This is a genomic window from Evansella cellulosilytica DSM 2522, assembly GCF_000177235.2.
GTDB classification, from domain to species: domain Bacteria; phylum Bacillota; class Bacilli; order Bacillales; family Salisediminibacteriaceae; genus Evansella; species Evansella cellulosilytica.
Map to the genome: position 1 here is coordinate 655,878 of NC_014829.1, position 13,698 is coordinate 669,575.

9 protein-coding genes are annotated in these 13,698 nt (G+C 37.4%); 6 read left to right on the forward strand and 3 right to left on the reverse strand.

The window, feature by feature from the left end; all coding sequences use genetic code 11:
• Positions 1-287: 287 nt before the first annotated feature.
• Entirely contained in the window at positions 288-557 is a 270-nt protein-coding gene (locus BCELL_RS03030; protein WP_013487197.1) for a hypothetical protein, read from the reverse strand.
• A 1,164-nt stretch (positions 558-1,721) separates the two neighbouring features.
• Here BCELL_RS03030 and BCELL_RS03035 point away from each other — a divergent pair.
• On the forward strand, positions 1,722-3,035 hold the full coding sequence (locus tag BCELL_RS03035; RefSeq protein WP_013487198.1) for a DUF3994 domain-containing protein: 1,314 nt from the start codon (positions 1,722-1,724) through the stop codon (positions 3,033-3,035).
• 192 nt (positions 3,036-3,227) lie between these two features.
• On the opposite strand, the gene nspC is transcribed toward BCELL_RS03035, so the two are convergent.
• Entirely contained in the window at positions 3,228-4,355 is a 1,128-nt protein-coding gene (nspC, locus tag BCELL_RS03040; RefSeq protein WP_013487199.1) for a carboxynorspermidine decarboxylase, read from the reverse strand.
• On the reverse strand, positions 4,356-5,588 hold the full coding sequence (locus BCELL_RS03045) for a saccharopine dehydrogenase family protein (protein WP_013487200.1): 1,233 nt from the start codon (positions 5,586-5,588) through the stop codon (positions 4,356-4,358).
• A gap of 816 nt (positions 5,589-6,404) precedes the next feature.
• Between BCELL_RS03045 and BCELL_RS03050 the strand changes: the two genes are divergently transcribed.
• The 5 genes from BCELL_RS03050 to BCELL_RS03070 all read left to right on the forward strand — a co-directional run bounded on the left by BCELL_RS03050 (position 6,405) and on the right by BCELL_RS03070 (position 13,065).
• Positions 6,405-7,340, forward strand: coding sequence for an aldo/keto reductase (locus BCELL_RS03050; RefSeq protein WP_013487201.1), 936 nt, complete (start codon positions 6,405-6,407; stop codon positions 7,338-7,340).
• A gap of 45 nt (positions 7,341-7,385) precedes the next feature.
• Positions 7,386-10,358 (forward strand): glycosyl hydrolase family 28-related protein, encoded by a 2,973-nt coding sequence (locus BCELL_RS03055; protein ID WP_013487202.1) that lies wholly within the window; start codon positions 7,386-7,388, stop codon positions 10,356-10,358.
• Between the two features lie 213 nt (positions 10,359-10,571).
• Positions 10,572-11,192 (forward strand): DUF3267 domain-containing protein, encoded by a 621-nt coding sequence (locus BCELL_RS03060; RefSeq protein WP_013487204.1) that lies wholly within the window; start codon positions 10,572-10,574, stop codon positions 11,190-11,192.
• Positions 11,193-11,661: 469 nt separating this feature from the next.
• Positions 11,662-12,153: a GyrI-like domain-containing protein gene (locus tag BCELL_RS03065; RefSeq protein WP_013487205.1), complete on the forward strand. Its 492-nt coding sequence runs from the start codon at positions 11,662-11,664 to the stop codon at positions 12,151-12,153.
• Positions 12,154-12,375: 222 nt separating this feature from the next.
• Positions 12,376-13,065, forward strand: coding sequence for a 2OG-Fe(II) oxygenase (locus BCELL_RS03070; RefSeq protein ID WP_013487206.1), 690 nt, complete (start codon positions 12,376-12,378; stop codon positions 13,063-13,065).
• Positions 13,066-13,698 lie beyond the last annotated feature (633 nt).

Below are 13,698 nucleotides of genomic sequence, written 5' to 3' on the forward strand. Positions count from 1 at the left end.
ATCTAAAGGTAATCATACAAGCGCAATGCTGCCCGTCAGTGAAAAAAACATATGATTTCAGTCATCATAGAATAGCTATGCTACCCGAAAAACGCTCACACTATTTCTAAAGGTAATCATACAAGCGCAATGCTGCCCGTCAGTGAAAAAAACAAACACTGAAGGTCATCATAGAGAAGCTATGCTACCCGTGTGTCCCCAAGCTTACACCACGGTCAGTATCGAATAGCCTTGATGACTAGAATAAAAAGCTCTACGAGATTGATTATCCAACCATTATTACATTACTACTTCGTTTCTTTATATGTGATTCCAATAATAATGAAGTAGACACCGACTACTGCAAATGAGATAGCTAGCGTAAGAGGGAGTGTCCCAACTTCTCGCAGTGCAGAACCATAAAGCCCAAACTCGGAATTCCAGCTACCAATATCAATGAGCACTATTGAGTAGATGGAGGCTGTGATAAGTGTTGCTGCATATAGTACTGCACTAATTACCATTATTGTTAGGCCGATTTTTAAACTATGAACTTTAATAGTAAACACCTCATCCATTAATAGACTTAATCTATTAAACTCTATGCATCTAGTAGATAATTATGCTAGAGACCTTTTTTTGTTCAAGATGAAAGTATAAACTAGGCTGTGGAATTTCTCCGCTGTACGTACTAGAGAAGAGCAGAGCGCACTGGTAAAGGACGGTATTTGAGGGCACTGAAAAAGTATAAAACAACTTTTTCCACTCCTCAAAGCAATGAGATTAGTCCTCGCAATCTTTTGGAAGGTTACTACGAGTGGGTTTCTCCTAGTAGTCGTGCAACGAACGGAGTCATTGCCATTTAAATTTTAGGAGTTGAAAAAAATTGCTCTCTACTTTTTCATTTCAGTGTTAACCGAAGAGCACTCACTAGTACTTTAAGAGCTACGGCAAAATTCCGCAGCTTTAAAGAAAAGACTAAAAAGGTAAGATAGTATAAATTTGGCGGTGGAAATGATGTCACGCGCAGTAGCGAGAAGAGCGCTCACTACTAATTTAAAGACATGTGGCACTATTTCTTCACCGCTTCTAAGAGGTTGTCCCAAAAGCGATTAAAAGTTTTGGCAATGGCGCCACTCACCGCGCGACCAATATAAAAAACCACTTATGTGGTCTTTAACGGATTACGGTGGCTACGCACATTGCTTATAGGGTTGACTCAAAACTTAAAAAATCGACCTTTTGAGTCAACCCCTTATAAAAACAACTTTCATATTAGGATCAGACATGGAATATAACATAATAAGAGCTTTTAAAAGGAGGGATACTCGTTAAATTCGCAGCTTTTCTTTTTGGTCTAACAATCATTACTTTTTTGAACACAAGATCAGGTGAAAAACCGAATGAGGCGTATGGCTTTCTCAAATTTTTAGACTTTAAGCAAAACGACAAGACATCGGAAAAAAACGTAAAAGGATCGGAGCAATATGATGGCTCTCATGACGCTAGTAGCTTTGACGGCATAGGTGGAGGGGAGTAAGTGTGAAAAAAATGAATAAAAAGTGAGAACGATTAAAGTGTAGCTATTGCGGTGCTCTTTAGTCGTTTTTTTTTATGACAATAGAAAAAAATGAGTTGTAAATTAGAGCGATTCCCCTATGACTTTTCACCCACGACCAACTGAAGCCACCTTGCTATAATAAGTTGGAATAAATAAACCAAAAAATGGGAGAGAGACAGAGTTGAAAAAATTATTTGTGTACTTACTTATTACTTGTATTTTTACAATAGGATGTAGTGCTGAAGAAACGGAGAGTCAAGATGAAATTGATGAGGTTATAGAAAATGAAGAACAAGAATTTGAGCAATTATCTAAGGAGGAGTATGTCGAAACAATAGGTGAGCTGCAGCAAAAAATGCAGAAGGAACTTGAGGAATGGGTTGTTATTTCCCATGACTATTCATCTAATACGTATGTCGAGCAAAATCAGCAACAAATAGATGTCCTTTTATCGGTTGTAGAAAAATATAAGGAACTAGCGGCTCCAGAGGAATTTGCTGAAGTGCAATCTTATTATGTAAAAGGCATGAATTTGTTTGAAGAAGGGTTTGGCTTATATATGGATATGCTAAGAAATCGTGATGAGAGCCTTGAAGAAACAACTAATACTACCTTGAAGGATGGCCAGGACCATTGGAACTATGCTTTTCTATTACTTTCTTTAAAGGAACCTATCCCTATGGGAGATGGAACAATTACGACTGATGATATGATGAGTTTAGATAGACTTGCTGGAATGGATATAGAAAGTGTAATAAATAATATATCGAAAGACGGTAGTGAGTTAGTTGGTAAATGGGGCTTTTATTATGATGATGAATCATTTAATGTCTCTATTATTTTACATAGTGATGGTTCGTATGAAGGCTATCCAAATGATGCGTACCCAGATGATAGTAATGCAATGAAAGGGACATGGTACTACAACTACTTAGTACAGGAATTAGTGATTAGTAACGATGAGTATTTCGAGGATGGAGAATCTATAGAACCACCAAGACCTAATATGATAATGGAAATCCAATCGTTTGTAGATGGGGAATTACTTATGATGGATAAAGAATCACTTAATAGTTTCCTTTACGTTCAAGAAGGAGAAATACGACAAGATAGACCAACTAGTGAAAAAGAGAGTGATGAATCTATAGTAAATAGTGATGGAGAAATTGCACGTGACAGTTCTTATGAGACGCTCATCGGAACATGGAGCTACATGAATCTTGATCATGACGAATATCGTGCCATTTATATTCCTGATAGAGGGGACGGATACTATATGATAAGGACACCAGACTTAAATGTTAATTTTTTTGGAGAGTGGAATTATGATGAAGAGAGCAGTATCCTGACTTTTAGTATAAACAATTATGATTTAGAAAGAGGAGAGTTTTCCGGACAAACCGATCAACTTACATTTCATATTCATTCTCAGGGTGAGTCTGAATTAGAGGTTGAGGAGAGCGGGAACACATTTATTTTGGAAAAAGATTTTTAAATGTAAAGAAGGGACTTAAAGGTAAAATGAACCTTTTTAGAAGGGCAGTGAAAAAGTGGTGTTCTTTCACTTTTTCACTGCCCTAAGCAATGTGCGTAGCCGTCGCAATCGTTTAAAAGCCTGATAGGAGTGTGTTTCTCCTATCAGGCGAGCGACGAGCGAAGCTATTGCAATACAAATAATATAATGTCATTAGCCTAATCGCATTTTAAAATCTTGATAGCCAAATTGTTGGACGATGTGACAATCGCCGTCTTTCGCTTTAATTGCAATAGCTGGAAGCGGCATACCGTTAAAAGTAGTATTTTTGACCATTGAATAAATAGCCATATCTCCAAAGACTAATCGGTCGCCACTTTGTAAAGGCTTATCAAAAGAATAATCACCTATCACGTCTCCTGCAAGACATGTCTGCCCACCAAGACGATATGTGAACGGTTTTTCCCCAGTCTCTCCTGAATTAAATAGAGGAGGTCGGTACGGCATTTCTAACACGTCTGGCATGTGACACGATGCGGAAGTGTCTAAAATAGCAATATCCATTCCATTTTGATGTGTATCAAGCACGGTAGTAATCATGTAACCAGCATCAAGTGCTACTGCTTCTCCTGGTTCAAGGTATACGGATAAACCGTAATTTTCTTGCATTCTTTTTATACATTTTTCTAGTAATGGAATATCATAATCTTCTCTCGTAATGTGGTGACCGCCACCAAAGTTGATCCATTCCATTTGTGGTAGCCACTCCCCAAATTTTTCTTCGACTGCGTGAAGTGTAGTTTCTAAGTCGTCAGAGTTTTGCTGACAAAGCGTGTGAAAGTGTAGCCCTGATACGCCATCAAGTAAATCGGGACGAAAATGCTTCTTAGTTACACCAAAGCGGGAACCAGAAGCACAAGGGTCATATATTTCATGACCGACTTGTGTTGAACATTCAGGGTTAATGCGTAAGCCTACTTTTTTTCCAGCTTGAAGTGCTTTATCTTTAAACTTGTCTAACTGTGAAAAAGAATTAAAAATAATATGGTCACAGATGGAGATGATCTCATCTATTTCATCATCCCGATAGGCAGGGGCAAAGACATGATTTTCTTTGCCCATTTCTTCATGCCCGAGACGAGCTTCAAATAGACCACTAGCAGTAGTGCCATTTAAATATTCTCCGATTAACGGATACATAGCAGTCATGGAGAATGCTTTTTGTGCTAACACAATTTTACAGCCAGTTCGTGCCATAACACCATTTAGTATCTTTAAGTTTTTTTCCACTAGTGCTTCGTCTACTACATAACACGGTGTCGGTAATTCCTCAAAACGCATTTATTTACTATACTCCGGCTCTTTAATAGGCTCTGCATCAACAAGCTCTGGATCAAAACTTTCTTGCCAAGGTAGGCCCCATTTATTTAGTGCTTCCATGAATGGATCTGGATCGAATTCTTCAATGTTGTATACGCCAGGTTTATTCCAAGTGCCATTCATGAGCATCATTGCACCGATCATTGCTGGTACACCAGTCGTATAAGAAACTGCTTGAGAGCCAACCTCTTGGAAGCATGCCTCATGGTCGCATACATTATAGACATAATACGTTTTGTCTTTTCCGTCCTTTTTCCCTTTAAAAATACAACCGATGTTCGTTTTCCCTTTCGTACGTGGACCTAATGAAGCTGGATCAGGAAGTAACGCTTTTAAAAATTGAAGTGGAATGATTTCTTTTCCTTCATACTCAATTGGCTCGATAGATGTTAAGCCAACATTTTCGAGACACTTTAAATGTGTGAGGTAGCTCTCACCGAATGTCATAAAGAAACGAATTCTCTTGATACCAGGAATATTTACTGCTAAAGATTCAAGCTCTTCATGATACAGAAGATACATATCCTTTTCGCCGACTTCAGGGAAGTTGTACGTACGCTTAATTTCCATAGGCTTTGTTTCAATCCATTCACCATTTTCCCAGTAACGTCCATTGGCAGATACTTCGCGAATGTTGATTTCAGGATTGAAGTTTGTTGCAAAAGGATAGCCGTGATCGCCCGCATTACAATCGAGAATATCTATATATTCAATCTCATCAAAATGATGTTTTAACGCATAGGCAGAGAATACGCCAGTAACACCTGGATCAAAGCCTGAACCTAGAAGAGCTGTAATCCCAGCTTTTTCGAAGCGTTCGCGATAATCCCACTGCCATTTGTATTCAAACTTCGCTGTATCTTCTGGCTCGTAATTAGCAGTATCTAAATAATTTGTTTTCGTTGCTAAGCACGCATCCATAATTGTTAAATCTTGATAAGGTAAAGCTAAGTTCATCACAACATCAGGCTTCACTTCTTCGATTAATGCAATTAACTCGTCTACATTATTCGCATCTACCTGTGCCGTTGTAATTTTTGTTTTTCCACCGTCTAGTTTCGCTTTTAGGTCATCACATTTTGATTTCGTACGACTTGCAATACAAATCTCCTCGAAAACCTCACTGTTTTGAACGCATTTGTGGATCGCAACTGTTGCTACGCCACCACAACCAATAATAAGTGCTTTTCCCATTCATATCTCTCCTTACAATTAGATTTTCTAAGAGGTATTACTTAACAACCTAACTAGCGTGATTGAAACTACTTAGGATATTATTGCAAAACCCCTTCATTCTTTTCCCAACAAAAAAACAAGTGTAAACGCATTTGCGCACAACACTTGTTATAGATATATTAGTCATATTAATAGAGCTTAAATTACATGACAATAGTCATCATTACTACCATAAAAACTATGTTAGTTTATGATAGAAAGCTCTTTAATATTCAATATACCATTGTTGGATCAGAGTCTATACAGCAGTTAATTACTTTTAGTACTCTTATTGACCGTTTCACAAGTTGATGTGCGTAAGCACTGGTTGTAAAGTAACCAACTTATAAAATTTGAGCTTCTAACTCAATCAATAAGGCAAACTAGTTGCCAATCGGCATTTGACCCGGCTGTCCGCATGGCCTAGACTTCCTAAGAAAGGAGTGGTCAAAATTATCTGCTAGGAAAGACCTGTTATGTCGAATATTAGCTTTCCATTTTAACGCCCCTTAAGATTATCAACATCTATTAAAAATAGCAATAGAAAATTTAAAATTAAGAAAAAAAATTGACTACAGCTAATGGGGACGGATCTCGTTTGCCAAATAAGGATAAATCATATTAGTTATTAAAGTATTAAAATTTATAGTAGGATTTTTATAATATGTATGGAACTCTATATAGTGAGAGCGCTTTCCTCATAAACCGAAAGCGCTTCGGATGAAATGGAAAGACCTTCACTATGAAATACTGTATTTGGTTGCAAAAGAAAAAAGAAGGGAGAATCAATACAGAATGAAACAACGGGTACTCGGAAGCACTGGCAAGACAATTTCTGAAATTGGACTAGGTTCTTGGCAGCTAGGGAATGCGAAAGATTGGGATGTCATGTCTGAAAAGGAGGGCATCGAACTTGTACACCATGCATTAAGCCTAGGGTGTAACTTTTTCGATACCGCGCCAAATTATGGTTTAGGAAAGAGCGAAGAAATACTCGGAAAAGCATTAAAAGGTAAACGGAATGAGGTAATCATTAGTAGTAAATTCGGTCATCAAGATGATGGCAGCATTAATTTTGATCCTCATGAAATAGAAAACTCTGTTCATAAAAGTTTAAAAAGACTCCAAACAGATTATCTGGATACACTTCTTTTACATAATCCACCGTTTGAATACTTAAATGGAGGTAGTCATCATTTTGAGGTGCTTGAGAAGTTAAAAAGGGAAGGGAAGATACTATCTTACGGTGCCTCTGTAGATTCGAGCAAAGAGATGTTTCAAGTAATCGAAACGACAAACAGTCAAGTGATGGAAGTCATGTTCAATATTTTTCACCAAGAGACGAGTGAAGCGTTTAAAGCTGCAAAGGAAAATGGGATTGGTCTCATTATTAAGGTGCCGTTAGACTCTGGATGGCTCTCTGGTAAATATGGATCAAATAGCACCTTTACTGATATAAGAAGAAGGTGGAGCAAAGATATTATTGAAAGAAGAACAAACATGCTTAAGGAGATAAAGAAAATCGTAGATCCGAGCCAAAGTCTGACACAAAGCGCACTCCAATTTATCCTTGCTCATGAGGAGGTATCAACCATTATTCCAGGAGCAAAAAATATCATACAGTTAAATGAAAATGTTTCAGCAAGCCAAGGTATGATGGACGAAACTAAAGTGGAACAGCTAAAATCACTTTGGAAAAAGCACTTACAAAATAATAGCCTTCCATGGTAAAAATCATAAGCATCAAAATTGTCATGTCGAAAAGGAGGAACGACCATGTCTAAAACTGATATAGTACATAGCTATTCTTTTTATCAAGACCGATTAGAAGATGATCAAGCCGTATACCTTACAAGTGAAAACTTTGAGGTGAAAGGAGATGGCCAAGCTGATGATACGTCAGCAATTCAAGCGGCAATTAATCAAGTAAAGGATACGTTTAATTTTGGAATTGTTTTTGTTCCAGAAGGAATTTATCGCATAAGTGAGACAATATATATTCCGAAAGCGGTACGTTTAATAGGTTATGGTAAGAAACGACCTACATTCATTCTCGGTGAGAATACTCCAGGCTTCCAAGAGGAGGTGCCGAGCGATAAAGGGCGAGCAAATTATATGTTTTGGTTCACTGACACTGTTCCAAAAGAAGGTGAAGAGGTAAAGGATGCAAATGCGGGCACTTTTTATAGTGCACTGTCCAATATTGATATTAAAATAAGCAAGGGGAATCCCTCAGCTGTTGCACTTAGAACACATTTTGCCCAGCATTCTTTTATTGCGCATGTAGACATTCATATCGGAGATGGTAAGGCAGGTATTTTTGATGTTGGAAATGAAATTGAAGATGTACGATTTTTTGGTGGTGATTATGGTATTTATACGACAAAAACTTCACCAGCATGGCCGTTTATGATGGTAGATACATATTTTGAAGGACAGCGTAAAGCTGCTATTCAATCCAAGGAAGCAGGATTAACGATTACACGGATGGTTGCCAAGAATACACCGACAGTCATTGAAACGACGGAAGGTTTTTATGAGAAATTATATATTGAAGATAGTCGATTTGAAAACATTAGTGGGCCTGCATTAGTAATCAGTAATGAGCATAATTCATTTACCCAAGTTAATGTACGCAACGTATCGTGCAGTAGGGTGGCAATGTTTGCACAATTTCGAGAAAGTGAGAAAAAAGTGGAAGGGCGAATCACAGATTACAAAGTAAGGACATTGACTCATGGTGTTTGTATGGAAGATATAGATGCAGCAGCGGATATACAAACGATATACGATTTCAAAGAATTAGACCATTTTTCATTAAACATACAATCTAATATCCCATCGTTACCGCCAATGAGCACGTGGGTAAATATTAAGACACTAGGGGCTATTGGTGACGGAGAATGTAACGATACGGAGGCAATCCAAAAAGCGATAGATACGTATCGGACCATTTATCTCCCGCAAGGCTGTTATGTCGTAAATGATACGATCACGTTAAGAGAGGATACAGTACTCATTGGCTTAAACCCTATCTCTACCCAAATAATCGTGAAAGACAATACAGAAAGCTTTAGTGGCTTTGGAGCACCAAAACCATTACTTGAGGCACCAAAAGGCGGAGCAAATATCGTATTCGGAATTGGTTTGGATACTGGAGCGAGAAATACGCGAGCTGTCGGTTGTAAATGGATGGCTGGAGCAGAGTCCTATATGAATGATGTGAAATTTATGGGCGGTCATGGAGCGATGAGCAAGGACTTATCTTATGTGCCTTTATACAATGACAGCCGTACAGCTGATTATAACCCCGACCTCAGATGGGACTCACAATATTGGAGTCTTTGGGTAACTAATGGTGGAGGCGGTGTATTCAAGGATATTTGGACAGCAAGCCCATACGCTTCGGCAGGATTGTATGTTTCTCATACCGATACGCCTGGATATATTTATGCAATGTCCGTAGAGCATCACGTGCGGAATGAAGTGAAGTTTAAGGATGTAGAAAATTGGCAGGCACTAGCTTTACAATTTGAAGAGGAAGCAGCTGAAAGTACAAATTGCTTGCCGCTTGAATTACAAAATTGTAAGAATATCACTTTCGCAAATTTATATTTCTTTAGGACGATTTGGCTAGATACTCCATATCCATATGCGATGAAAACGTGGGACTGCGAAAGTTTAGAACTTTTAAATGTGCATAATTTTACTCAAGTGAAGTACACGATGGACAATGTATTGTTTGATGTGAATACAAGCACAGAAGTTCGACCTTGGCAAATTAGTAGACTATTCTTGAGTGGAAAACAAAATAAAACGAATAAAAATAGGATATCAGAAAGACATGACTCCTTTGAGAAGCTAGCAGGTGGTTTTGAGTTTGTTGATGCGATGTGTCAGGATAGTAAAGGGAATTTATTCTTTGTTGATTCGCGCTTGAAGCGGATATATAAGTGGTCTGCTAAAGAAGAATGTTTAAGCTTGGTAACAGATATTCATCACCGCCCTAGGTCGATTGCATGTGATGAAGAAGATCGTCTTCTTGTTGTTGTGGAGTATTTCCCATCAAAAGGTGCAACGATAAATGGAAAGCCTGAAGTTTATTCGAAAACAGAGGATGCTAAAGGATCCTCCTATAGCTTCTGGTATAATACCGGCTCAACAATAAAAGTATACTCTATTGACCCTAATAAACCAGAAGAAAGCATGCAAGTGTTAGAGACGAGGCCACTAGCTTCTGTAGAAACTGTGAAAAAGGCCTTATACCCTGCAAACCGCTGGAGGGATAGTGGTGACTTCCTAACCGCAACTGTGGAAGAGCCGCAAGAGTGTTATGTAGCTGAGGACGGCGTGACAATCATACCTGTAACATATGATTTAATGAGGGCATGCTCTTTACTTGAAGCATATCCAGAAAAGCATTTTTATGGAGTAGATGAATATTATAAACGCACCGTAAAATATGATGTAACAGCTAACGGACTTTTGACTAACCCTAGAATATTGATAGAAAAGGGCGAATTTAACGTCGCTACTGACATAAAAGGGAACATTTATGTTCCAGACGGAGAAATATATGTCTTTAATAAAGACGGGGAAATACTAAAAGAGTTAAAAGTGCCTGAAAGGCCAGCGTGTATCCTATTTAGTAACCAGCAAGAAAATGACCTTTTCCTTTACATGACAGCACGCTCATCCTTATATAAGACAAGGATCTCGTTAGCTAACAATAAGGATAATGAAGAATAATAGAGCACGTTGTACATGTGAGAAGGTGCCTTAAATATTAGTGGTAAAAACTAAGGAAGCACGGAATGCTAGATTTAAAACAGAGGGAGAATTTACGGTTTAAAGAAAAAAACGTTAGTAACAGCTTGATAAAGCTGCTATTAACGTTTTTTCTTATATGTTGTAAAATTAGATATGAATTGACTTATACACAAATGAAAAGAGGAGAAGTGTATGAACCTAGTATGGAAAGGAATTTATAAAAGTGTTGACCAACTTCCGAAAGGAGATTTACCTGAACGAGCGGTGAAATTTAAGGAACCTGATAATTTGGTGCAATTAAACATAATCGCTTCATTATTTGTTATACCTGTTTTAATACTCATTGCTATTGCAGTTTTTCTTAAATTTGTAATAGCGGGAGGAGAAGTTACTTTTACGGTCTTTAATCTTTGGGGATTTCTTTTAGCCTTTTTAATGATATTGCCTCATGAAATGCTGCACGCAATGCTATTTCCAAAAGGTAAAGAGGTAGAGTTATGGGTAAGTCCAAAAGCGATGGCGGCATTTGTCGTATGTACGGCTCCCATATCAAAAGGGAGATTTATTTTCCTGAGTCTATTACCTAATATAGTATTTGGTTTTATTCCATTAGTAGTGTGGATAGTTCTTCCTGTAGGAGGCGCAATAGAAAATATATTATTTTCATTTGCAACATTAAGCTTATTATTTGGGGTCGGGGATTATTTAAATGTTTTCAATGCAGCACGCCAAATGCCAAATGGAGCACTCACACAATTGTCCGGAATGAATTCTTATTGGTTTATGCCTGAAGAAGAACAAAAAGCACAGTAAGGAAAAAATAATTATTCATACATAGCATGAAGCGGTTCTTCATCTTTTGATTGATAAAGAAAAAGAACCGTATTTGGAGGGCACTGAAAAAGTGGTGTTCTTTCACTTTTCCAGTGTCCCCAAGCAATGTGCGTAGCCGTCGCAATCTTTTAAAAGCCTGATAGGAGTGGGTTTATCCTATAAGGCGCGCGACGAACGTAGCCATTGCAACACAAATAAAAGGCACTGAAAAAGTGGTGTTCTTTCACTTATCCAGTGTCCTCCCGTTTTTGTGTTTTCTTAAGTCTAAAACTATGTCTATCTTCCCGTGTAATGATTATTTATAGCCATAATTCCTCCGCCAAATCTCCTATTTAAGTCATCTTACTATATATACACTTGCTATTAGAAAAGTAATAAATTAACATGAGAATATACGTTCGATTCGTGTTTTGCCTTATATGAAAATTTTATAAAGGAGAGTTAAACAATGGAAAAATATAAAGTCGTGAAGATACCTGCTTACCGTGCAATAGGATTAAAGTGGGAAGGGTCTTGGTCTGAAATAAGTGGGTTAAAAGAGGTAATTCAAGAGGCTGGCGATCGGCGGGAAGAATTAAGTCATATCGTTGCCCCCGTTGTTCAGTTAGGGCTATCCTATCACACTAGACAAGACGGATTTACCCATTATTCAGCTTATGAGGTTACGAGAGAGCAAGAAGTACCAGATGGAATGATAGAAATCGATATTCCAGAAATGACATACTTAGTTACGAATCATAAAAAAGGCGGAAATATCGGAAAAACATATGACGATATCGCTCAATATTTAAAGGAAAGTAATTATGAACCATATCGAGACGAAACAGTTCCATTTGAAAACTTACCAATTAAACATGAAAAGTATCCACTCGATAGGGATTTAGACGATCCCCATTTTGAGATTTTGATTCCTATAGAAAAGAAAGAGAAGGATATGTAATACGTGTGACCGTAAAAAAAGCTAGAATATTTATGTTTAACGGTGTAATATATTCTAAATATCATTTTTACAAGTTGATGAATGCAAGGGGGAAGGATCCATCCACAGAGAGGAAGAAAGGATACTTGTTCTACTCTCGCTAGATAAAGAAGGATTAATGCTTTCAAAGAAACGAAGCCTTTAAGTTTTTTGAATATTACAACGAATAGAGGTTGATGAAAGTTGACAATGGATGCGAAAAACCTTCCAATGAATGAATTACCTGTGAAAGAACCGACAATTTTTGATCATGTAGGGAATAAAATAATCACAGACGATCGAAAAATTGACATTATTGCCAGAATTAAAGAGCCACTAATCGTCCTTCTCGGTAATGTGTTAAGCGAAGAAGAGTGTGATCAACTCATAAGCTTGTCAAAGGATAGAATTGAGCGATCTAAAATTAGTAATAAAAGTGTTCATGACTTGAGAACGAGTAGTAGCATGTTCTTCGATGATGCAGAAAATGATGTTGTGTCGACAGTCGAAAAAAGAGTTTCACAAATTATGAAAATTCCAGTAGACCACGGAGAGGGAATCCAAATTTTAAATTATGCAATTGGGCAGGAGTATAAGGCACACTACGATTATTTTTCGTCAGGTAATAGTAAAGTCAATAACCCAAGAATTAGTACACTTGTGATGTACTTAAATGATGTAGAAGCTGGTGGAGAAACATACTTTCCAAAGCTGAATTTTTATGTTGCACCGAAAAAAGGGATGGCTGTATATTTCGAATACTTCTACAATGACACAACTTTAAACGAGCTAACATTACATGGGGGAGCACCAGTTGTTATTGGAGATAAATGGGCAGCAACACAGTGGATGAGAAGAAAGGCAACTAGCAATGTTTCAAGTTTTACTATATAAAACTATTTTTTTAAGAGTATGACTTAACAGGTGGAATTTTTACCTTTTGAGTTATACTCCTTATTTGTATAAAAAACGTGCAACTTAAATTGCTGAAAAATCGTATGTAATAGTATTCAAGTAGGTTGCAAAGGAAAGAGGCTGTTGTCATTGTGAAAAATATTATTCATTACAGCATCACTAAAAAGCCTTTACAAATCATCATTTTAACTTTGCTTGGAGTAGCACTATTTTTTTACATGAATCATTTTTTAACTCGGGAGTTTTTCAATAGACTATAAGTTTCCATTATTGTTTTTTACAGCGAAACACATGTTAAGTGTTAGGAATCCTGAAAGGACTGACCTTTATATTTTCATGCAACGAATATCATGGGGTGTGTTCCTGAATATCGGATGCATTCTATTAATTGCGGCTATTCTATAAGTTTCAGTGGGTGCGTTCTCATATAGGACTACTCCCATTTCTTTGTCTACCATTCTAATCTTCATATAAGGGGGAACAAAAACACCACCTTTTGACCTAAATTGTCGGGGAAATATAGGCATTAACTCCCTTAATATGAGTAGGTCTTTTCGTTTTAACCATCAGTTCACTTCAATCAATCGCATACGTTTCCATCGTGCTCTTCTA